Here is a 21,358-nt window from a genome sequence, read left to right as displayed (position 1 = left end):
CCGGAGGAGCCCGGACGACGGCGCCGCCGAAGGCGCGCCTTTGGCGGACGGCGACGGCGCAGCTCGGGTCCTTCCTCAGCCGGTGGCGGTCCAGATGCGGGTGAGCATGTCCCGCAGCCGGTCGCGCTCGGCGTCCCCGAGCAGGCCGAGGGGGGTCTCGACGGCGGCGTCGGCCGCCTGGCCGGCGGCGTCGCGGGCCCGCCGGCCCTCGGCCGTGGGCACCACGAGCCGGGTGCGCCGGTCGGCCTCGGCCGCCTGCCGCTCCACCAGCCCGGCGGCGGCCAGTTCGTCGACCAGCAGCACCACCTGGGAGGGGTCCAGGCCGAGCACGGTGGCCAGCTCGCGCTGGCTGAGCCCGTCGGCGGCCTCGCAGGCCAGCACCAGCACCGAGTAGGTCCGCACCCGCAGCCCGTGCTCGGCCAGGGCGGCGTTCGTCGCCCGCACGACCTGCCCGCTGGCGCGGGAGAGCAGGAATCCCAGGTCGTCGGCCAGGGGCTGACCCATGCACACCTCCATCGTTGACAACCTCCACGATACGCACCTACGTTGCCCGCACCACCCCCGTCCCGATGAGGAGCACCCGTGGACCTGACCGGCAAGGTCGCCGTCGTCACCGGATCCGGGCGGGGCCTCGGCCTCGCCTACGCCACCGAGCTGGCCCGCCGCGGCGCCGCGGTCGTGGTCAACGACGTCGAGGCGGCGGTCGCCGACGCAGCGGTCGCCTCGATCACCCAGGCCGGCGGCAACGCCGTGGCCGAGGTCGTCCCCGTCGGCACCAGCGAGGCCGCGCAGGCGCTGGTCGACCGGGCGGTGGGCGAGTTCGGCCGGCTCGACGTCCTGGTCAACAACGCCGGCATCCTGCGCGACACCACGCTGTGGAAGATGACCGACGAGCAGTTCGACGCGGTCATCACCACCCACCTGCGCGGGACGTTCACCTGCACCCGGGCGGCGGCCATCCGGATGCGGGAGCAGGGCGAGGGCGGGCGGATCATCTGCGTCGGGTCCCCCACCGGCCAGGTCGGCAACTTCGGCCAGACCAACTACGCCGCCGCCAAGGCCGGGATCGTCGGCATGGTCCGCACCTGGGCGATGGAGCTGGCCCGCGCGCAGATCACCGTCAACGCGGTCGTCCCGGTGGCCGCCACCGCGATGACCGAGACCGTCCCCTTCGTGCAGCCCTACATCGAGCTGCTGAAGAAGGGCGAGCCGCTGCCGGCCTTCGCCCGCCAGGAGATGGGCTTCGGCACGCCGGAGGACGCCGCCGGGCTGGTCGCCTTCCTGGCCTCCGACGCCGCCGCCGGGATCACCGGGCAGGCGGTCGGCATCGGCGGTGACCGGCTCGCGCTCTGGTCGCACCCGTCCGAGGTGGTGGTCGAGTTCGCCGACGGCACCGGCTGGTCCGCCGACGCCATCGCCGAGGTCTGGCCGAAGTCGTTCGAGGGCTCGCTGCAGACCGTGGGCCAGCAGCTGCCGGAGCCGCCGAAGTGACGCTCCAGCTGGACCTCGACGCCCTGGTCGCGATCGACGTGCACACGCACGTGCACGCCGACACCCACGGCCACCTGGCGCTCGACGACGAGCTCAACGACGCGGCCGCCAAGTACTTCAAGGGCGACCCGTACAACCCGACCGTGCCGGACATCGCCGCCGACTACCGGGCCAAGAACATGGCCGCCGTCGTCTTCACCGTCGACATCGAGCACGCCACCGGGCACCCGGCGCTGTCCAACGAGGAGATCGCCGACCTCGCCGCCGAGCACCCCGACGTGCTCATCCCCTTCGGCTCGGTCGACCCGGCGCGGGGCAGCAAGGGCATCGCGCTGGCCCGCAGGCTCGTCGAGCAGCACGGGGTCCGCGGGTTCAAGTTCCACCCGAGCATCCAGGCCTTCGAGCCCAACGACCGGGCGGTCTACCCGCTGTACGAGGAGCTGCAGGCCCTCGGCGTCCCGGCGCTGTTCCACACCGGCCAGACCGGCATCGGCGCGGGGCTGCCCGGCGGCCGCGGGATCAAGCTGCGGTACTCCGACCCGATGCTGCTCGACGACGTCGCCGCCGACTTCCCGGGCCTGACGATCATCATGGCGCACCCCTCGGTGCCCTGGCAGGACGCGGCGATCTCGGTGGCCACCCACAAGGCCAACGCCTACATCGACCTGTCCGGCTGGTCGCCGAAGTACTTCCCGCCGCAGCTGGTCAAGGCCGCGAACGGGCTGCTCAAGCGCAAGGTGCTGTTCGGCTCGGACTACCCGCTGCTGCGCCCCGAGCGCTGGATGGCCGACTTCGAGCAGCTGGACATCAAGCCCGAGGTCAAGCCGCTGATCATGAAGGAGAACGCGATCGTGGCCCTGGGACTGCGGTGAGGAACGCCGGGCTGGGCTCCTGGCCCGAGCGGCACCTGCGGAGCTCGCCGCACAAACCGGCGCTGTGGTTCGAGGGGACGACGACGACCCACGGCGAGTTCGCGCTGCGGGTCCGCCGGGCGGCGTCCGCGCTCGCCGGGCTCGGGGTGCAGCGCGGTGACCGGGTCGCCTGGTTCGGCGCCAACCACCCCGCCGGCCTGGAGACGCTCTACGCCTGCGGCCAGCTCGGCGCGATCTGGGTGCCGGTCAACGCCCGGCTGACCGCGCCGGAGGCGCAGTACGTGCTGGAGCACTCCGGCGCCTCGCTGGTGCTGCACGGCCGGGAGCACGGGACGACGGCGGACACCCTGCGCACCGAGCTGCCCGCCGTCCGGGCGTGGATCGCGGCCGAGCCGCCGCTGGCCGGCGGCGCCGGCTCGCTGGACTGGCAGCAGCTGCTCGCCGACGCCGAGCCGGTGCAGCGCGACGAGCCGGTCACCCTCGACGACATCTGCCTGATCATGTACACCTCCGGGACCACCGGCCGGCCCAAGGGCGCGGTGCTGACCCACGGCAACATGACCTGGTCGTGCATGAGCCAGGTGCTGGGCTTCGACTTCGCCCCGGACGAGCGGACGCTCGCGCTGGCACCGCTGTTCCACATCGGCGGGCTGAACGGCACGCTCAACCCGACCCTGATGCGCGGCGGCTGCGGGGTGCTGGTCCGCGGGTTCGACCCACCGGCGACGCTGCAGGTCATCTCCGAGCAGCGGGTGACGTCGTTCTTCGCCGTCCCCACGATGCTCGACGCGCTGAGCCGCCAGCCCGGGTTCCAGACCCTGGACCTCTCGGCGCTGCGCACCATCGGTGCGGCCGGCGCACCGCTCCCCCTGCCGCTGCTGCGCACCTGGCTCGACCGCGGGGTCACGGTGCAGCAGGCCTACGGCATGACCGAGTCGGCACCGGCCGGCACCGCGCTGGACAGCGCGGACGCCGTCAGCCACGTCGGGTCGGCCGGCAAGCCGCAGTTCTTCACCGACGTCCGGGTGGTCCGGCCCGACGGCACCCCGTGCCCGCCCGGGGAGGTCGGGGAGATCGTGCTGTCCGGGCCGAACATCATGGCCGGCTACTGGAACGCCCCCGAGGCGACCGCGGCCGCGATCGTCGACGGCTGGTACCACTCCGGGGACGCCGGCTCGGTCGACGAGGACGGCTACCTCTACATCCGCGACCGCTACAAGGACATGATCATCTCCGGCGGCGAGAACGTGTACCCGGCCGAGGTCGAGTCCGTGATGCTCGAGCTGCCCGAGGTGCAGGAGGTCGCGGTCATCGGCGTGCCCGACCCGCACTGGGGCGAGGTGGGCATGGCCGTCGTCGTCCCGGCGCCCGGCGCCGCGCAGGACGGTGACGCGCTGCGCGCCAGGCTGCGGGAACGCCTGGCGGGGTTCAAGGTGCCCAAGGAGGTCCGGTACGTGACCGAGCTGCCCAAGACCGCGACCGGCAAGATCCGCAAGCCCGACCTACGGCACACGTACGTGCTCACCGAGGAGGACGCATGACCACCACCACCACGATCGCCGAACTGCCCTCGCTGAAGGGCCAGGAGCTCGGCACCAGCGACTGGTACGAGATCACCCAGGACGCGGTGAACCTGTTCGCCGACGCCACCGGCGACCACCAGTGGATCCACGTCGACGTCGAGCGGGCGAAGGCGGAGAGCCCCTTCGGCGGCCCCATCGCGCACGGCTTCATGACCCTGTCGCTGATCGTGCCGCTGGTCTCGCAGACCTACACGATCACCGACGCGAAGATGGGCGTGAACTACGGCCTGAACAAGGTCCGGTTCCCCGCGCCGGTGCCGGTCGGCTCCAAGGTCCGGGCGCGCGTGACGCTCAAGGACGTCGAGGAGGTCGCCGGCGGGCTGCAGAACACCCTCGCCGTCACCGTCGAGCGCGAGGGCGGCGACAAGCCGGTCTGCATCGCCGAGTGGGTCACCCGCGCCTACGCCTGACGCCGAGTGGAGTGCCAGCGCGCGGAAGACGATGCGCTGGCACTCCACTACCGTCGGCGGCGTGCGCATCGCCGTCTTCACCGGGTCCCAGGCCGGGCCGCCGTCCCACCAGCAGGCCGCCGCGACCTTCGCCACCGAGCTGGCCCGCGCGGGGATCGGCATCGTCTACGGCGGCGGGCACGTCGGCCTGATGGGCGTGGTCGCCGACGCGGCGCTGGCCGCCGGCGGCGAGGTCGTCGGGGTGATCCCGCAGCACCTGGTGGACGACGAGCTGGCCCACCCCGGGCTGCAGCACATCGAGGTCGTGCAGACGATGCACGAGCGCAAGGCGCGGATGGCCGAGCTCGCCGACGCGTTCGTCGCGCTCCCCGGCGCCGCGGGCACGCTCGAGGAGCTGTTCGAGGCGTGGACCTGGGGGATGCTCGGCCTGCACGCCAAGCCGACGGCGTTCCTCGACGTCGACGGGTTCTGGCAGCCGCAGCTGACCCAGCTGACCCGGATGGTCGACGACGGCTACCTGGCCTCCCACCGGCTCGAGGCGCTCGGCGTCGTGCACGACGCGGCGGAGCTGCTCGCCTTCGTCGACGGCTACGAGCACCCGGCCCGCAAGTGGACCCCGCCCGCCGCCTGATTCGCGGCGCCCCGGTCGGGGAACCCCATCCGGCATGCGACTGAAGCGGATCCTCGCCGTCCTCGCCATCGCCGGCACGGCCGTGCTCACCGGCTGCGGAGGCGACAACCTCGACCTCGACCGGGGCGAGGACCAGTGCCAGGGCAGCAACCTCTCATCGGGGGGCGGCAACTGCGGCCCGGCCGGCACCCCGGATCCCGCCGGGAACACCTGAGCCGCATAGCGTCCGCGGCATGGAGCACGCGGACGTCCTCGTGGTCGGTGGCGGCCCGGCCGGGGCGGCGTGCGCCGCGGCCGTCCGCCGGGCCCGTCCGGACGCCGACGTGCTGGTGCTCGACCGCGCCGCCTTCCCGCGGGACAAGGTCTGCGGCGACGGGATCGCCCCCGAGGCGCTGGACGTGCTGGCAGTCCTCGGCATCGACGTCGCCGCGCTGACCGACGGCTTCCCCGCCGTCCCGCGGCTCCGGCTGCAGGGCCCGCGCGGGACGACGGTGGAGCGGGAGACGGCGCGCCCCTCGGTCGTGGTCCCGCGAGCGGTGCTGGACGGCCGGCTGCTCGACCAGGTGCTGGCCGGCGGCGCCCGGTTCCGGCAGCACACGGTGCGGTCGGTCGCCGTCTCGCCGACGCACGTCGAGGTCGACGGGCGGTTCCGGGCGCCGGTGCTGGTCGGTGCCGACGGCGCGGAGTCCGTCGTCCGGCGCGCGCTGGGCGTGCCCCCGAACCGGCCGGACCAGCTGGCCGTGGCGATCCGGGGCTACGCCCCCGTGCTGCCCGGCACGGACGGCGTCCAGGTGGTGACGACGACGCAGCAGCGCTGGCCGGCGTACGCCTGGTCGTTCCCGCTGGGCGACGGGCGGGCGAACGTGGGCTACGGGGAGCTCGTCTCGGGCGGGGTGACCCGGGCCGAGCTCGTCGCCGGGCTGCACCGGATGCTGCCGGGGGTGCAGCCGACCGGGCTGCGCGCGCACCGGCTGCCGCTGTCGACCGGCCGGCCGCGGCAGCCGGGCGGGCGGGTGCTGCTGGCCGGCGACGCGCAGTCGCTGATCAACCCGCTGACCGGCGAGGGGATCTTCTACGCGGTGCTGTCCGGCGCGCTCGCCGGCGCGGCGTCGGCCGCCGGAGCGCGGGCCGGGCAGGTGCTGCGGCGCGCGCTGGACCGGCGGCTGGGCGCGCACCTGCGGTCCTCGGGCGCCGCGTCGCAGCTGAGCCGGTGGCCGGTGCTCATGGACGCCGCCGTGCGGGCGGCCGTGGCGGAGCAGCGGGTGTTCGACGACGTCGTCGCCCTGGGCCTGGCCGACGGCCGGCTGACCGCGCGGACGCTGGCCGCCACCCTCCGCCGGCTGGTCTGACCCGGCGCGTCAGTGCGCGCCGGCCACCGCGACCCGGCCGCGCCCGCCGCGCTTGGCGGCGTACAGCGCCGCGTCGGCCGCGGCGTAGAGCTCCTCCAGGGCGAGGGCGTGCGAGGGGGCGTGGGCGACGCCGAGGCTGACCGAGATGGCCAGCAGCTCGCCGTCGGGGAGCACCAGCGGGGTGGCCCGGACGGCGTCCAGCACCTCCGTCGCCCGGCGGACCGCGACGTCGGCGGGGCAATCGGGCAGCAGCACGGCCAGCTCGTCACCGCCCATCCGGCTGAGCACCCCGTCGCCGGCGCGCACCACCGAGCGGAGCACCCCGGCGATGTGCGCCAGGGCGTCGTCCCCGACCGGGTGGCCGTGCTGGTCGTTGATGGACTTGAACGAGTCGACGTCGACGATCACCAGCGCCGTCCCGTGGCCGGCGGGCCGGGTGCTGAGCGCCGTCGACAGCGCCTCGTCGAGCACCCGGCGGTTCACCAGCCCGGTGAGCGAGTCGACGCCGGCCTGCTGCTTGAGCATCGCGACCAGGCGGTCCTGGGTCTCGCCCGCGCGGACCAGCATGACCGCCATGACGGCGAGCACGGCGCCGAAGAAGCTGAGGTCGGTGAGGGCGTTGGCGACCGGCTCGAGGTGGAACAGCACGATGCCGTCGCCGCCGACCGCCAGGACGGTGACGAGCGTGACGGCGCCCCGGCGCAGGTGCACCCCGGCCCACAGCACCGGGAAGGCGAGGAAGGCCTGCGCACCGGCGGAGGGGTCGCTGGTGATCCAGTTCATCCCGCAGCAGAGGGTCACGCCGATGAGGGCGATGAGCACGTAGCCGCCCCGGCTGTCGATCCGCTCCGCCGGCGTGAGCTGGAAGGCGACGGCGAGGACCACGAGCAGGCCCGAGCTGACCCAGGAGGCGGTGATCCCGGTCGGCGAGACGGCGTTGGGCCCGAACAGGGAGAAGACCAGCAGCGTGACGGCGCAGACCAGCAGCACCAGGACCGCCGTCCTGGCTGCTGAGCGGGGGTCTCGTGCCCCCATGGTCCGCGGGATTCGCATGCCCTGTGGATCGGCAGTCGTGCCCACTTGCTGGGGCACACCGTTCTGCGGGAGACCCTTAGGGGTGAGACGGGGTCCTGGCCGTGGCGCCGACCACCCGGTCGAGCCACTCGGCCAGCAGCCGCTGCTCCCCCTCGCTCAGGACGTCGAAGCCCGGCGCCACCGCGCGGAAGGCGACCGCGATGGCCATCGGCCCGTCCTCCGCCGGCGGAGGTGCGTCGGTGAGCAGCTGCCCGAGCACGGCCTCGTACATGCTGGCGGCGAGTCCGGCGTCGCGCTGCTCAACCGGGGTCGACAGCAGGGTGAGGATCGTGCCGATCCCGGCCGCCTGGACGACGTCGACGGCCCGCTGCTCGCTGACCTTGAGCCGCCCGGTCGCCGCCACCCGGTGCACCCGGGCCGCCAGCACCTGCCGCCCGGCCTGCGCCGCCGGGGAGCCGACCACCCGGTCCGGGTCGCTGAGCAGGCGGAACAGGCCGGGGTTCGCGACGCCGAACTCGATCTGCGCGTCCCATCCGACGCGCAGGTCGTCGAGCGGGTCGACGCCGTCGGCCGACGCCGCCTGCACCACCGCCGCCTTGCTGGAGACCTGGGTGGCCATCACGTGCTCGGCGACGGCGTCGAGCAGGCCGTCCTTGTCGCCGAAGAGGCGGTAGATCGCCGGCGCCTGCACGCCGGCGGCCTCGGCGACCCCGCGCGTGGTCACCCCGGCCGGGCCCTGCTCCCGGAGGAGCCGCGCCGCGACGTCGACGATCCGGGCTCGGGTGTCGTCCCGTCGGCTGGGTGCATCGGCCATGGTTCCAACGATAACGGAATCTTGCTATCGCAGTGTTTTCGTAGTTAACCTGCATCTGTTTCCACCGATACAGGAGTGAGCCAGCCATGATCGTCATCACCGGAGCCACCGGCGCGCTGAACGGCGCCACCGTCGACCACCTGCTCCAGCGGCTGCCGGCGAGCGAGCTGGCCGTCGCCGTGCGCGACGTGACGCGGGCCCAGCGGTTCGCCGAGCTCGGGGTGGAGGTCCGGCACGGCGACTACGCCGACCTGACCTCGCTGCCCGGCGCGTTCGCCGGCGCCGACCAGCTGCTGCTGGTGTCCTCGAGCGACCCGGCCGCGGACGCGGTGGCACTGCACCGCGCGGCGGTCGAGGCCGCCGCCACCGCCGGCGTCGGGCGCATCCTCTACACCAGCCACCAGGGCGCGGCCCCCGGCACCCCGTTCTCCGCGGGCCGCGACCACGCCGCGACCGAGCAGCTGCTCGAGGCGTCGGGCGTCCCGTGGACGTCGCTGCGCAACGGCTTCTACGCCCACAGCCTCACCTTCCTGGCCGGGCCGTGGCAGGAGACCGGGGTGATCAGCGTCCCGACCGACGGGCCGGTGTCGTGGACGGCCCGGGAGGACACCGCGGAGGCCGCCGCCTTCGTCCTGGCCTCGAACGGTGCCCACGACGGCCCGCTGACGCTCACCGCGAGCGCCGCACCGACGTTCGAGGAGGTCGCGGCGACGGCGTCCGAGCTGACCGGTCGGACCGTCGAGCGGGTGGTGGTCGGCGAGGACGAGTGGCTCGCCGCCCAGGTCGCCGGCGGGCAGCCGGAGTTCGTCGCCCGCTTCCTGCTCGGCATGTACCAGGCCGCCGAGCAGGGGTTCTTCGCCGGCGTCGACCCCCTGCTCGGCGAGCTGCTCGGCCGCGAGCCCCGCTCCGTGCGCGACCTGCTCGCCACGTCGACCGCCCGGGCGGCCTGACCGGTCAGGGCCGGACGTTCTCCAGGTCCGCCAGCAGGCTCGGGTGCGTCGGGGTCCAGCCGAGCACCTCCCGGGTCCGCGCACTGGACGCCGGCTGGTCCATCGCGAAGATCGGCCCGAACGGGCCGAACTCGGCCACCGGCAGCTCCCGGACCGGCAGGCCCAGCCGCCGGCCGATCACGGCGGCGATGTCCCGCACCGTGTCGCCCTCGTCGGCGACGGCGTGCCACGCCGTCCCCGCCGGCGCCGACTCGAGGGCCAGCCGGAACAGAACGGCCGCATCGCGCGCGTGCACGGCCGGCCAGCGCTGGGCGCCGTCGCCCGGGTAGCCGGACACCCCGGTCCGGCGCGCCTGGGCGGTGAGCAACCCGGCGAACCCGCCCGCGCCCTGGTCGTGGACGGTGCGCGGCATCCGGACGGCCGCGCTCCGCACCCCGCGCGAGGCGAGCGCCAGCAACGCCGTCACCGAGGCGGCCCGCCCGCCGACCGGACCCTCGGTCGGCAGCGGGTCGTCCTCGGTGGCGGTGTGGCCGGGCACCCACGGGGTGCCCGAGACCGCGACGATCGGCCGGTCGCTGTCGACCAGTTCCTCCCCCAGCGCCGCCATGGCGGCGCCCTCCTCGGCGATGCCCGCGGCGAGCGACTCGGCGGTGCCGTAGTCCCGCCCGAAGGCCAGGCTGATCACGCCGTCGGACTGGGCGGCGCCCGACCGCAGGACGTCGAGGTCAGCCAGCCCGCCCCGCAGCACCGTGGCGCCGACGGCCTCGAGCGCCTGGGCGGAGGAGTCGGAGCGGGCCAGCGCGAGGACGGTGTGCCCGTTGCCGAGCAGTTCGGTGACGACGGGTGACCCGATGGTGCCGGTGCCGCCGGTGACGAAGACGTGCATGAGGACTCCCCAGGAGTGATGCGACAGGTGTCCCATCACCGTACACACGTGACGCGACACGTGTCGCATCACCTAGGATGGCACGGTGGGCCGATGGGAACCGGGAGCGCGTGAACGCCTCGTGGTGGCCGCCGTCGACCTGTTCACCGAGCAGGGCTACGACGACACGACGGTCGCGCAGATCGCCGAGCGCGCCGGGGTCACCCGGAGCACGTTCTTCCGGCACTTCGGCGACAAGCGCGACGTGCTGGTCGCCGGGCAGGAGACGCTGAGCCGGCTGCTGGCCGACGGGATCACCGAGGCGCCGCCCGGGGCGAGCCCGCTGCAGGCGGTCGCCGCCGGGCTCGACCGCGCGTCGGGCGCCATGGGCCCGGTGAACCGGGACCTCGGCCCGCGGCTGAAGGCGGCCGTCGCCGCCAGCACCGAACTCCAGGAGCGCGACGCGCTCAAGAGCGTCGGCATGGCCGCCGCCATGACCTCCGCCCTGCTCGACCGGGGCGTGCCCGAGACGACCGCACACCTGGCCGCCGAGCTGGGCGTGCTGGCGTTCAAGCGGGGCTACGCCGCCTGGTCCGAGGGTGCGCGCGACGGCGCCGAGGGGCTGGCCGAGCACACCGCGACGGCGCTCGCAGAGCTACGGGCGGCCAGCGCGTCCCTCGACTGACCGCCGCGGGGCTCAGCCGGCCGCTCGCGCCATCCCGTCGCCGCACCCCCAGGCCGGGTCCCGGCCGATGAAGGCCATCAACCTGTCCTGCGGGGAGGCGTCGTCGTCGACGGGCACGGCGGGACCGTACTGCCCGCTGTCGCGCAGCAGCTGCTCGATCGGCTGCATGGCCGCCAGCGCGGCAGCGCACCGCTCCTGACCCATGTCGACCTCGCGACCGAGCGCCCTGGCCAGGTCCCAGGAGTGCAGCCAGACATCGCCGCTGTAGAACTGGTCGATCGCCTCGTCCACCGGCCGGTCGCCGGTGTGCGGGTTGCTCAGCACCCGCCCGGCGGGGTCGTCGAGGACGGCTTGGATGTCGGCGACGTGCTGCCGCCACGCGGCGGCGGGGTCGGCCTCGACGTCCAGGGGCGGGAGCTCGATCCCGGCGCCGGTGAGGAAGCCGCGGGGCCACTCGACCAGGTGTGCCACGACGTCGAGCGCCGTCCACCCCGCGACCGGGCTGGGTCGCGCCCAGTCGCCGGCCGAGGCGGACTCGACCAGCTCGGTGAACCGGGCGGCGTCGTGGGCGTGCCGCTGGGACGGGGTCTGCAGCGCTGTTGTCATCGCCATGCCTCTCCGAACGATTCTTCTTCAACCGGATGGGTGATCACGACGCTACGCGGGCGAGTGCCGTTGTCAACCCCCGGGTTGAAGACGAAGGGATCCGTCATCAGCCCCGGCCTCCGGGGTGGAGCAGGTCGTAGGCACCCGACCCCTTCGGGGGACGACGAAGCGCCAGGCGTCGACGACGAGCGCGCGGGCCTCGACCGGGTCGAGCGCGGCGAGGTCGGCGAGGACCCAGGAGAAGCCCAGGTCCGACGGCGGCGGCAGCCGGAACGCCTGCGGCTCGCCCCGGACCAGCGCCGCTCGCTCCTCCTTCGGGAACGCGAAGCCCATCAGTCGCTCGTCGGCGGAGAACGCCACGTACACGATCCGGCCGACGCGGAACGTCAGCCTGCCGCGCACGTACACCTCGTACGAGCGCTCCAGCTCGGCGCCGAGCGGTCGGACGTCCTCGATCACGGCCATGCCGGCACCCACCCTCCTCCTGCTGCAAGCCTCAAGCAGGAGGGACCGCGCCGGCGGGCAGGAGTCATCGGCGCAGCGCCGCCTGCGGCGGCGGGTCAGCGGGCGCGGCGGTAGCGGATGTGGGTGGCGAGCGGGGAGTGCAGCACCGCGGCGGGCTCGAAGTCGACGTGCCCGACCCCGTCGAAGATGCGCTCACCCGAGCCGAGCAGGACGGGCGCGATGTCGAGGGTCAGCTCGTCGACCACGCCGGCGAGGAGTGCCTGCCGGACGGTCGAGGCCCCGCCGGCGATGTCCACACCCTCGTCACCGGCGGCCTCGCGCGCTGCGGCGTAGGCCGCGTCGAAGCCCTCGGTGACGAAGTGGAAGGTCGTCCCGCCGTCCATCTCGATCGGGTCGTGCCGGTGGTGGGTCAGCACGAACACGGGTGCGTGGTACGGCGGCTCGGGACCCCACCAGCCGGTCCACTCCACGTCCCACTCCCCGCGGACCGGGCCGAACATGTTACGGCCCATCACGTACGCGCCGCGGGGGCGCATGAGCCACCCGTTCGCGACCTGGTCGGCGTCGGTGGCCCGCGGGTCGCCGATGTGCCAACCGTGCACCTCGATCCCCCGCACGCCCAGGGGGTTCTCGAGGCTCTGGTCCGGACCGGCGGCGAAGCCGTCCAGCGAGATCGACATGTGGCAGGTGGTGTCGGACACCTTCGGCCTCCCGGCGGTCGTGGCGCGCGAGAGTCTGCCGCACCGCGCACGGGTGGAGGCGGAGATCGACCAGCTCAGGCCGGGACGGAGCCGAGACTGGCAGGACCCGGTGTTCCCCAGCCGCAGGAGCCAGCCCGCCCGGTGTCCCCTCCGTGCAGTCGCAGCTACTGTGACCTCGTCACGGGATCACATCTCGACGGCCTCGGTGCGTCACACAACGGCGCATCCCCGCCGGGCACCTCTCGGGTGTCGACGCCGCAGGGACCTCCCCGCGGTAGGACCGTTCCGGAAGACGACACGATGCCCGACCCCGGCGTCTCGTTTCTCCCAGCCGCCGTCTCGGCACTGCAGCGGATCAACAACCTGCAGGTCAGCCGGGAGTCCATGGACACGGTCCTGCAGGCCGTGGTCGATGAGACGAGCGCCGTCCTGCCCGGCCGTGTGGACGCCTCGATCTCGGTCCTGATCGGCACCCGACCCGCGACCGCTGCGTACAGCGGGCAACTGGCCTTGGACCTGGACGAGACCCAGTACGAACGAGGTCACGGGCCTTGTCTCCACGCCGCTGAGACCGGCGAGCTGGTCGAGATCACCGACGCTCGCAGCGAGACCCGTTGGCCTGACTACACCCCCCGAGCCGTCTACCTGCAGTGCCTCAGCTCCTTGTCGGTGGCGCTGCCGGCGGACGGGCTGTCGGCGGGCCTGAACATCTACGCCGCCGAGGCAGGCGGCTTCGACGAGGCATCGCGCGTGGCGGCCGGGCAGCTCGCCGACGCCGCGGCCGCTGCCATCGGCAACATGCACGCCTACCAGAGCGCCCGTGACGTCGTCGCCAACCTGGAGGTGGCCCTGCAGTCACGGGCGACCATCGACCAGGCCAAGGGCGTCCTGATGGAACGGCACAAGCTGACCGCCGACCAGGCGTTCCAGGTCCTCGTCCACGCCTCCCAGGCTGCCAACGTCAAGCTGCGCGACGTCGCCGACCACCTCATCCTCACCGGCGAGATCGCGACGTCACCGGACCGCCGGCGCCGGCACTGACCACCCGATGGCCGACCTCGGCCTCTCCGGTGGTGCACCCGTCCCGTCGACCTCCTGAGACGGACCGCGCCGGAGCGCGAGCTCGAACAGCTCGGACTGACCGACGCCGGAGCTGACAGGCCACACGCGCCCGCCACACGACCGGCGTACCGTCGTCCAGGACACACCGCGTCGAGACAACGAGCGCATGTACGCGGGGCCTCAGCTCGGGGTTCCTGCCGAGGCCGACCCCCCGGTGCACCCCTCACCGGAGCCAGCCCATGTCGCCCGCCGACCAGCCCGCCCCCACCGCCTCCACGGCACGGGAACTGCTCGCCGGTCTGCCCCTGCGGCACACGACGGTCCCGCTGCTGACCCACACGTTGGCCCATCTGGTCAAACAGGCACTGCGCGGTGGCATCGAAGCCTCGGTGAGCATGCCCGACGGCCGTCGGATGACCACCGCGGCCGCCACCGGCCCGCTCGCCGTCACCCTGGACCAGGCGCAGTACACGGCCGGCCAGGGCCCGTGCCTGCACGCCGCCACCACCGGCGAGCCGACCGAGGTCGTCGACACCCGCACCGACCCCCGCTGGACGCACTTCGCCCAGCAGGCGGTCCAGCACGGGACCCTCAGCTCCCTGTCCCTGCCGCTGGGTGTCCCGGCCGACGTCACCGGGTCACTGAACATCTACGCGCCGGTCCCCGGCGCCTTCGACGACCACGCCAGGACGACCGCCGCCGAGCTGGCCTTCCAGGCAGCGGTCGCCCTCCGGAACGTGCGCGACTACCAGGCCGTCCTCGCCGAGGCCGCGCGACTGCGGGCCGACTCCGACACCCGATCGGTGATCGAGCAGGCCACCGGCATGCTCATCGAGCGACTCGACCTGGCAGCCCCCGACGCCCTTCGCGTGCTCATCGAGATCGCAGAGCGGACCGCGGCCACGGTGGGAGACGTCGCGGCCCACCTGGTCGCCACCGGCGACCTGCTCGAGCCACCCCAGCCCTGATCGAGTACTCGTCGCGGGCGGCGACGACCCACCAGCACGCCGAGGTCGCCGCCCGGGCTGGGTCGCCTCGCGGCGGGCACGGGCGCGAACCGTACGGGCACGCAGCGGGCGCAACGCAGGCGCTGAGCTGCCTCCAGGGAGCGCGAAGCCCAGGTGAACGAGCACGAGAACCGCTGGGTTGAGCGGAGGGCGTGGGATTCGAACCCACGATGGGCTTGCCCCATAGCGGTTTTCATGATCGCTCCGACGCGCCTTTCTCACGTGCTCTTGTCGTCGCGTCCGCAGGTCAGGACGCTTCTGGGACTCGCCGTTGATCACCCCTGTCGACCCTCTCGTGGACGTCCTACGGGCACGTATCGGGCACGGTCCGGAAGTTGATCGGCCCGTGCTGTTCCTGTACTCGAAGCCGGCGGCCGACGCTTCGCGCCGACCGGGACCCGCCCACCGAACGAGCAGGGTCGCCGACGTCCTGACCGCAGCGTCATGGACGTCGACTGCGCACCCGACTCGATCCCGGCCGGCGAGGTCGCTGAGATCGACACCAGCACGCCGCACTGGTTCACGTCCCTCGGGCCCCGGCCAGCCGAGGTCCTGGCACCGTTGGGCACGCAGGGCGAGCGGATGCGCCTACGAGTCCGGGCCAGATCGGGCTACCGCAGCCTCGGGCCCACAGCCGCAGGAACACCGCTCAGCGGGTGAGTTCGTCGTCCACAACGCCGGGCCGGGCAGCGCCCGCGCAGACAGGCTTGCCCTTGTCGGTGCGCGGGGTTGATCGACCAGCTCTCCAGTGAGTACGGCGACCAGTTCACCCAGGCCCAGGCCGACTACGGAGTGGACCAGGCCGGCCTCTGAGACACCCGGCAGGCGGTTCCGCGGAACCGCCTGCCGGGTGGCCAGGTGAAGACGCCGGCGGTCGCGATGGCCACCCGGCGGCGCGCGGTGGGCTCGTCGTCGCGGTAGCGGTCGACGCCCCAGGACAGCGCGGTGGCCAGCTCGAGCAGCTCGTCGGCGGTGACGTCGTCCCGCACATCGCCCGCGGACCGGGCGGCCTCCAGGAGCACCTCGGTGCGGACGAGCAGCGGGTTCCGCGCCGAGCTCAGGGGTGAGTCGGGGTCGGTGGTGACGACGGAGATGCAGTAGGGCAGGTCGTGCCAGATGCGCAGCTGCCAGGTCAGGTGCACCAGCCACTCGGCGAGGGCGTCCCGCGGCGACAGGGAGCGGGACAGCTCGTCGGCGGCGGCCAGCGCGTCGACCACGTTGGACTCCAGAACGGCGGCGAGCAGGTCGTCGCGGGTAGGGAAGTTCCGGTACAGCGTCGCGTTGCCGACGCCGGCCTTCAGCGCAATGCCGTCGAGCGAGGCGAGCACGCCCTCGGTCTCGAACGTCTCCCGCGCGGCCCGGAGGACGGCGTCCCGGTTGCGCTGCGCGTCGGCGCGCAGCGGGCGCTTGGCCGCGACGCCCCCAACAGTGGTCACGTCGCCTCCTTGACGAACTGGGGACAGTCCCCACATGCTCTAGCTGGGGACAGTCCCCACTTGAGCGAGGAGTCTAGATGAATGCGTCACTCGATGGCCGCACCGTGCTCGTGACCGGCGCGAACGGCGGACTCGGCGAGGAGTTCGTGCAGCAGGCGCTCGACCGCGGCGCCCGTCGCGTCCACGCCGCCGCCCGTACGCCGCGGACCTGGACCGACAGCCGGGTCAGCCCCCTCGCCCTGGACGTCACCGACCCCGACGCCGTCGTCCGGGCCGTCACCGCTGCGTCCGACGTCGACCTGGTGGTCAACAACGCCGGCATCGCCCCCGAGGGCGACTCCATCGCCGGGCCGGAGGACGAGCTGCGCCGCGTCTTCGAGACCAACTTCTTCGGTGCGATCCGGGTCGCGAACGCCTTCGCCCCGGCGCTGGCGGCCAACGGCGGTGGCAACCTGCTCAACGTCCTGTCGGCAGCGAGCTGGCTGAGCGTGCCGACCGGCTACGCCGCGTCCAAGGCGGCGATGTGGTCGGCGACCAACGCGCTGCGAGTCCAGCTGCGCGGGCAGGGCACCCAGGTCACCGGCCTGCTGGTCGGGATGGTCGACACCCCGATGTCGCAGAAGTGGAACGTGCCGAAGGTGAGCGCCGTCAGCGTCGTCACCCAGGCCTACGACGGGATGCTCGCCGGTGCGCTCGAGGTGCTGGCCGACGAGCCGACCCGCAACCTCAAGTCCCGGCTGAGCACACCCGCCGAGGAGCTCTACCCCTGGTTCGACGAGGTGCTGGCCGGCTTCGTCGCCTGACCCGGCGCAGCAGTCGGGCGGCCGGAGGGAGGGGCCCCGGTCCGGCCGCCCGGAGCCGGCGTGCGCCCCGTGGGGATCGAACCCACAACCCGCGATTTGATCTTGACCTGATTGATCAACGTCGACAGTTTGCGGAAAGGCCCGTTGACCAGGACAGATCATGTTGGTCAACGTTGAGTGGATGGGCCCGTCTCAGTACGTTTTCGATGAGTGAACGATGCCTGACCAGCAGAGCTCGTACGCCCAGTTCGGAGTCGACCCGTCCGGGCAGTAGGCCGTCCGTCGATTCTGCCCTCCTCGGGCGAGGACATAGCGGTTTGCCGGACGCAGCGCCCGGCTCGTCAATCGGGACGACCCCGACGACCAGGACGCGCTGCAGTGTCAGGGCGCGCTCTGCGATCACGGGTGGAGGCCGGCTGCGGAGCCGCTCAGTACGGGTCCAGCAACTTCGACGCTCTCGGCAGACCCACCACCCGCGGCAGGCGGGACACCGCTCGTTTCCACTCAGGCGAACGGAGGTGACGCAGCTCGAAGTCGACGGCCCGCAAGGCGCGCACCAGGCGGCGCTCTTCGGCGGACACCTCCGTCTGCACTTCCCGGACAACTCCCCGGATTTGAGTGGGCTGACTCACGCCGCGAAGCACGCTCAGCGCGACCCTCGCCCGCCGCGCACCGAGGTCGTCGGGCTGTACCGCCAAGAGGTCCGCCTTCAGGTCTGCCTGCAGGCGCTCCAGCTGGGTGATGACCTCCGCCGTCCTGCTCGGTTCCATTGCGACAAGGACGTCGAGGTGATGCGCCGGGCCGGCCATTCGTCGTCGCGGGCGGCAATGATCTATCAGCACGCCGCCGAGCGACGCGACGCCGAGGTCGCCGCCCGGCTGGGCCGCCTCGCGGCGGGCACGAACGCGAACCGTACGGGCACGCAGCGGGCACGACGAGGGCGCTGAGCCCCCTCAGGAGCCCGACGCCCGGTCGAACAACGACGAAACCGCTGCTCAGAGCGGAGGGCGTGGGATTCGAACCCACGATGGGTTTGACCCCATAGCGGTTTTTAAGTTCTCTCTGCCGTGCTCGCTGAGCAGTCCCTTTCCGCATATCCGCTGGTCAGCTGCCTGGTCGGTTCACCGCTGGTGACTCCGATTGGCCGTTTCGTGCCCGCCGTACGGGCACGTAGCGGGCACGGTCAAGCAGCCGGGAGTCGACAGCCTGCGAGGCGATCTGGCGTTGGCCTGGCGACGAGGCCGGTTTGTTCCTGAAGGCGGCCTATGGGACACGTCGACCCGACGTGCCAAGTCGCGAGCTGAAGTCGACGTCTACGGCCCCGAGCATGTGGCCCTTACACCCGACCGACGAACGACGAACGACGCGGGAAGTTGAAACCGGGAATACAGTTCGGCCGGATCGCTGCCTCGTGGTGCGACCTGCCGCCGCTGGCTCTAATTTCACGGTCGACCGCCAACACAGGCTCCACCGTGACCAGAGTGTGGGGCTGCAGGATCACCCGAGTGAACCGCGCGGAGCGACGAGAGGCGGCCGGAACGTACGTACAGGTGCGGGCCGCCCTGCCGCCTGCGATAGTGGACGAGTCGCCATGTTTATATGTCTGGAGGAGATGTGCCCGCTCGCATCAAGTGCATACAACTGCGAAGCGGGGACCATATCGATGTCAGCGACCACCTGACAGTCATCGTTGGACCGAACAATGTTGGCAAGTCGGCTCTTCTCGGATCGGCCTGGCAACTAATTCAGCACACCGGGGGACAGCAATATAGCCCCCTCCCTGTTGTGGACCATCTCGACCTTGCCCTACCGAGTCGAGAAGAGGTCCATAGCAGACTGGCCCTGAGCGCTGAATTGAGGTCCGCAGGTCAGTATGAGGACGGACTATATTACGAGGACCACTTTTTCGGGCGCGGAGTCGGAGCAACTCCCCTTTCTCAGATTGATGCCGTCCTGTCCAGCGGTCCAGAGGCGCAACACCTGGGATTTCTGGCGCAGCACCTAGCCATGCTGCTCCAGCCGGAGAGTCGACTGGGACACCTAGGTCACGCGCAGGTGCCGAATCTCTACCAAGAGGTCCCGACAGGGCCGTTGCAAAAGACGTGGGCTGATCGGGCGCTCGAGGAGCGGGTCCAAGTCTTGGCGATGCGCGCCTTTGGCATAGACTTGACACTCAATCGCCACGGAGGAGCTCAGATCGGCCTGCACGTTGGGAGGCCAACAACGCCGGAACCTGCGGTCGGACAGCCGTCGCCATACATCGCGGAGGTGGCTTCCCTGCCGCTTGTGGCGCAGCAGGGGCACGGGGTCCAGGCGTTCCTGGGCATGGTTCTAACGTTGATGGCAGGCCAGTACGACATTGTGCTGATCGACGAACCCGAAGCCTTCCTCCACCCTCCCCAAGCTAGGCTCCTCGGCGAGGTATTCGTGGACCTGGCCAAGCAGAGAACGCAGCTCTTGGTGTCGACCCACAGTGACGACTTTCTGCGAGGAGTTCTTCAAGCCTCGGCGTCTGCCACAGACGTCACCATCGCTCGGCTCACACGCCCTGAGCCGGCCGTTAATGCCGTAGCGCAGCTGCCACCAGCAGCCGTACGCGGGCTCTTCGAAGACCCGCTACTCAGGTATTCGAACATCCTAAGCGGGATTTTCTACAAGGGCGTGGTGCTGTGTGAAGCGGAAGGTGATTGTCAATACTACGCCGCAGTCCTCGATAACAAATTTACGAGGGCGGAAGCAGCCGTACCGCGGCCCGATCTGCTATTCACTCAGTGCGGCGGCAAGGATCGGTTCGCCAAAGCAGCGAGGGCGCTCCTGTCGACGCAGGTCCCGACGGCGATCATCGCGGATATCGACCTTTTGGCGGATAGGTCAAAGTTTGTAGAGTTGCTCACTGTGCTAGGGGGCGATCCGACCTCTTTGTCGGCGGCTCTGAACACTGTCGAGAGTGCGCTCAGCGCCCAAGCGACGAAACCGGATCGCGCCTTCACTCGTTACCGCATCATCGAACGCATCGACGCCAGCACCGAACCCTCAATGTCCCCGTCGGAGGTTCGAGAAGTTCGAGACCTGCTGAGGAGTCGCAGCGGATGGGAACTCGCTAAGAAAAACGGAGTAGGCGCGCTTCCAAGCGGCAATCCAGTCGATGCCTTCAACGCCATACTTGCCGCTGCTAAGTCTGTGGGTCTCTTCATCCTTCCCATCGGGGAGCTGGAGCGCTTCCACCCTGAGGTGGGAGGAAATAAGCAGACGTGGCTGCGTCAGGTCTTCGAGGAAAGTCTCTACACCTCTAGTCCAGAGGCAGAGCAACTCCTGTCTGACGTAGTGGCATTCATCGCCACAAAGCAGTGACCCCTCACACGATCCGCTGAGCGAATTCAACTCGCTTGAGACGCGACGCGAGCCAACCGCAAGCATGATCGCTCAAGCCTTTCATGACCCTCGTTGAAGCCGCCAAAATTTCCGGCGGGTCAGGCTGCCGAGTGTTCGTCGCCTCGAGGTTCTGCGCTCCGCGGTACGTGGGCCATACCTCCACCTGCCGTGTATTTGAGTGGACCGCTTGAGGACACCGCTGTCGATTGCCCAGCGCGGCCACAGAGGTGATGCAGGGAGGAGGTCTGAGTTCTATCGACCGGCGAGGTGTGACCACGTTCGGCTGTTTGGCGATGCTGCCGATACCGGCCGATCACGCTTGCCACCAGAAGGACGAGCCAGCAGACCACCGTTGCAATTCTCAGCACGACGCCTAGCGTGTCGGGTTCCTCGGTGTAGAGATCACGGATCAGCAACCCTGCGTTGCCTACGAGGAGCGCACCCATGAGCAGCAAGAACCCCGGGTTCTTGCTGCTCATCACCGAGCACCTCGCGCCGCTGGCCGCCATCGTCGGCAGCACGCCGTGGGGCATCGGGTTCAGCGACGCGTGCCTGCCGACGTCCGACGTCCCCGTCGTGGTGATGAACGGCCAGGACCACGACGACCAGCTGCTGTCGGTCGCCCACTGGGACGTGCTGGTGCCGCTAGACGCGCACCGGTTCCTGATCATGCCCACGCCTGGGTCGCAGCCGGACCCGAGGACGCTGGCGGACCACCGTGCCAAGTTCGACGGCGGCTTCGGCATGGCCCTCTTCGGACTGCTGTGGGAGGCCGCCGAACAGCACGTGTTCTGGCACCCCGACCACGTGCCGCCGGCCCCGGAGATGGACCCGCGCACGCGCCTGCCGCGCCTGCCGCGCCTGCCGCGGCCATGGGCAGGTGACACCTAAGAGCCGCCGCAGATGACGCTGCAGTACGGAGCTTTGCGCCCCGGTACGACCGTGGAGCGCCGCTGGCTGGAAGAGCACCCGCCTCGACGGACCTCCACCCCGGCGTGACCAGCCCGCTGAACTCGGGCACATCCATGGAGGGTCCCGTTATGGGGCGTCATGTCCATAACGCTTCGCCAGGATGGGTCAGTGTCAGGACGCCGGGGCCGCCACCGCGGCAGCCGCCGCGCGCACCGCCGTGAGATCGATCTTGGTGATACCATGCTGGCGTCGACTGGTGCTGGCCCCTGGCATTCAGCGACCGCCCGCCCCAACCTGCTGGGGCCTTGG

The 21,358-nt window shown here is 71.6% G+C and carries 24 protein-coding genes and 1 tRNA gene; 16 read left to right on the top strand and 9 right to left on the bottom strand.

What is annotated here, in order from left to right:
• Positions 1-75: 75 nt before the first annotated feature.
• Complete coding sequence (locus MODMU_RS01810) at positions 76-504, bottom strand: MarR family winged helix-turn-helix transcriptional regulator (protein ID WP_014738443.1); 429 nt, start codon at positions 502-504, stop codon at positions 76-78.
• 78 nt (positions 505-582) lie between these two features.
• Between MODMU_RS01810 and MODMU_RS01805 the strand changes: the two genes are divergently transcribed.
• The 7 genes from MODMU_RS01805 to MODMU_RS01775 all read left to right on the top strand — a co-directional run bounded on the left by MODMU_RS01805 (position 583) and on the right by MODMU_RS01775 (position 6,336).
• Entirely contained in the window at positions 583-1,491 is a 909-nt protein-coding gene (locus tag MODMU_RS01805; protein WP_014738442.1) for an SDR family NAD(P)-dependent oxidoreductase, read from the top strand.
• Positions 1,492-1,499: 8 nt separating this feature from the next.
• Positions 1,500-2,363, top strand: a complete 864-nt coding sequence (locus MODMU_RS01800; RefSeq protein WP_041795758.1) for an amidohydrolase family protein — start codon at positions 1,500-1,502, stop codon at positions 2,361-2,363.
• Positions 2,360-3,904, top strand: coding sequence for an acyl-CoA synthetase (locus MODMU_RS01795; protein ID WP_014738440.1), 1,545 nt, complete (start codon positions 2,360-2,362; stop codon positions 3,902-3,904). Before MODMU_RS01800 ends, MODMU_RS01795 begins: the two co-directional genes overlap by 4 nt.
• The gene (locus MODMU_RS01790) at positions 3,901-4,356 is read left to right on the top strand and encodes a MaoC family dehydratase (protein ID WP_014738439.1); all 456 of its coding nucleotides are present in this window, start codon (positions 3,901-3,903) and stop codon (positions 4,354-4,356) included. The genes MODMU_RS01795 and MODMU_RS01790 overlap by 4 nt, the downstream gene beginning before the upstream one ends.
• A gap of 61 nt (positions 4,357-4,417) precedes the next feature.
• Positions 4,418-4,987 (top strand): LOG family protein, encoded by a 570-nt coding sequence (locus MODMU_RS01785; RefSeq protein ID WP_014738438.1) that lies wholly within the window; start codon positions 4,418-4,420, stop codon positions 4,985-4,987.
• Between the two features lie 34 nt (positions 4,988-5,021).
• A complete protein-coding gene (locus MODMU_RS01780; RefSeq protein ID WP_014738437.1) occupies positions 5,022-5,201 on the top strand; it encodes a hypothetical protein in 180 nt (59 codons plus the stop codon).
• Between the two features lie 19 nt (positions 5,202-5,220).
• Complete coding sequence (locus MODMU_RS01775; protein WP_014738436.1) at positions 5,221-6,336, top strand: NAD(P)/FAD-dependent oxidoreductase; 1,116 nt, start codon at positions 5,221-5,223, stop codon at positions 6,334-6,336.
• A gap of 9 nt (positions 6,337-6,345) precedes the next feature.
• Here MODMU_RS01775 and MODMU_RS01770 read toward each other — a convergent pair whose 3' ends face one another.
• Positions 6,346-7,326, bottom strand: a complete 981-nt coding sequence (locus MODMU_RS01770) for a GGDEF domain-containing protein (RefSeq protein WP_014738435.1) — start codon at positions 7,324-7,326, stop codon at positions 6,346-6,348.
• 121 nt (positions 7,327-7,447) lie between these two features.
• Positions 7,448-8,185 carry a TetR/AcrR family transcriptional regulator gene (locus tag MODMU_RS01765; protein ID WP_014738434.1) on the bottom strand — a complete coding sequence of 246 codons (738 nt, stop codon included), beginning with the start codon at positions 8,183-8,185 and terminating at the stop codon, positions 7,448-7,450.
• Between the two features lie 86 nt (positions 8,186-8,271).
• Between MODMU_RS01765 and MODMU_RS01760 the strand changes: the two genes are divergently transcribed.
• The gene (locus MODMU_RS01760) at positions 8,272-9,135 is read left to right on the top strand and encodes an NmrA family NAD(P)-binding protein (protein WP_014738433.1); all 864 of its coding nucleotides are present in this window, start codon (positions 8,272-8,274) and stop codon (positions 9,133-9,135) included.
• Positions 9,136-9,139: 4 nt separating this feature from the next.
• On the opposite strand, the gene MODMU_RS01755 is transcribed toward MODMU_RS01760, so the two are convergent.
• Positions 9,140-10,021 (bottom strand): SDR family oxidoreductase, encoded by an 882-nt coding sequence (locus MODMU_RS01755; RefSeq protein WP_014738432.1) that lies wholly within the window; start codon positions 10,019-10,021, stop codon positions 9,140-9,142.
• Between the two features lie 85 nt (positions 10,022-10,106).
• Between MODMU_RS01755 and MODMU_RS01750 the strand changes: the two genes are divergently transcribed.
• On the top strand, positions 10,107-10,685 hold the full coding sequence (locus MODMU_RS01750; protein WP_041794853.1) for a TetR/AcrR family transcriptional regulator: 579 nt from the start codon (positions 10,107-10,109) through the stop codon (positions 10,683-10,685).
• Positions 10,686-10,697: 12 nt separating this feature from the next.
• Here the strand turns inward: MODMU_RS01750 and MODMU_RS01745 are convergent, their stop codons facing one another.
• From MODMU_RS01745 to MODMU_RS01735, 3 genes are all read right to left on the bottom strand, one after another.
• Complete coding sequence (locus tag MODMU_RS01745) at positions 10,698-11,297, bottom strand: TIGR03086 family metal-binding protein (RefSeq protein ID WP_193375756.1); 600 nt, start codon at positions 11,295-11,297, stop codon at positions 10,698-10,700.
• 66 nt (positions 11,298-11,363) lie between these two features.
• On the bottom strand, positions 11,364-11,756 hold the full coding sequence (locus tag MODMU_RS01740) for an MmcQ/YjbR family DNA-binding protein (RefSeq protein WP_014738429.1): 393 nt from the start codon (positions 11,754-11,756) through the stop codon (positions 11,364-11,366).
• Between the two features lie 95 nt (positions 11,757-11,851).
• The gene (locus MODMU_RS01735) at positions 11,852-12,457 is read right to left on the bottom strand and encodes a dihydrofolate reductase family protein (protein WP_014738428.1); all 606 of its coding nucleotides are present in this window, start codon (positions 12,455-12,457) and stop codon (positions 11,852-11,854) included.
• A 300-nt stretch (positions 12,458-12,757) separates the two neighbouring features.
• Here MODMU_RS01735 and MODMU_RS01730 point away from each other — a divergent pair, with 300 nt between their 5' ends.
• The 3 genes from MODMU_RS01730 to MODMU_RS30260 all read left to right on the top strand — a co-directional run bounded on the left by MODMU_RS01730 (position 12,758) and on the right by MODMU_RS30260 (position 15,339).
• Entirely contained in the window at positions 12,758-13,498 is a 741-nt protein-coding gene (locus tag MODMU_RS01730) for a GAF and ANTAR domain-containing protein (RefSeq protein WP_014738427.1), read from the top strand.
• Between the two features lie 260 nt (positions 13,499-13,758).
• A complete protein-coding gene (locus MODMU_RS01725; protein ID WP_014738426.1) occupies positions 13,759-14,487 on the top strand; it encodes a GAF and ANTAR domain-containing protein in 729 nt (242 codons plus the stop codon).
• Between the two features lie 768 nt (positions 14,488-15,255).
• Complete coding sequence (locus MODMU_RS30260; RefSeq protein WP_083869642.1) at positions 15,256-15,339, top strand: Ltp family lipoprotein; 84 nt, start codon at positions 15,256-15,258, stop codon at positions 15,337-15,339.
• Here MODMU_RS30260 and MODMU_RS01720 read toward each other — a convergent pair.
• Positions 15,312-15,962, bottom strand: a complete 651-nt coding sequence (locus tag MODMU_RS01720; RefSeq protein WP_014738424.1) for a TetR/AcrR family transcriptional regulator — start codon at positions 15,960-15,962, stop codon at positions 15,312-15,314. The genes MODMU_RS30260 and MODMU_RS01720 overlap by 28 nt on opposite strands.
• A 77-nt stretch (positions 15,963-16,039) precedes the next feature.
• Here MODMU_RS01720 and MODMU_RS01715 point away from each other — a divergent pair, with 77 nt between their 5' ends.
• Entirely contained in the window at positions 16,040-16,765 is a 726-nt protein-coding gene (locus MODMU_RS01715) for an SDR family oxidoreductase (protein ID WP_014738423.1), read from the top strand.
• Positions 16,766-17,283: 518 nt separating this feature from the next.
• A complete protein-coding gene (locus MODMU_RS28245; RefSeq protein WP_166503360.1) occupies positions 17,284-17,712 on the top strand; it encodes a hypothetical protein in 429 nt (142 codons plus the stop codon).
• A 52-nt stretch (positions 17,713-17,764) separates the two neighbouring features.
• On the opposite strand, the gene MODMU_RS28240 is transcribed toward MODMU_RS28245, so the two are convergent.
• A tRNA-OTHER gene (locus tag MODMU_RS28240) sits at positions 17,765-17,858 on the bottom strand.
• 962 nt (positions 17,859-18,820) lie between these two features.
• Between MODMU_RS28240 and MODMU_RS27470 the strand changes: the two genes are divergently transcribed.
• Both MODMU_RS27470 and MODMU_RS01700 read left to right on the top strand, forming a co-directional pair.
• On the top strand, positions 18,821-20,116 hold the full coding sequence (locus MODMU_RS27470; protein ID WP_166503359.1) for an ATP-dependent nuclease: 1,296 nt from the start codon (positions 18,821-18,823) through the stop codon (positions 20,114-20,116).
• A 465-nt stretch (positions 20,117-20,581) separates the two neighbouring features.
• Entirely contained in the window at positions 20,582-21,028 is a 447-nt protein-coding gene (locus MODMU_RS01700) for a hypothetical protein (protein WP_014738419.1), read from the top strand.
• Positions 21,029-21,358 lie beyond the last annotated feature (330 nt).

The sequence above is a fragment of the Modestobacter italicus genome (genome assembly GCF_000306785.1).
GTDB lineage: Bacteria > Actinomycetota > Actinomycetes > Mycobacteriales > Geodermatophilaceae > Modestobacter > Modestobacter italicus.
The sequence above is the reverse complement of the archived record's forward strand: the minus strand, read 5'-3'. Positions and strand labels throughout refer to the sequence as shown.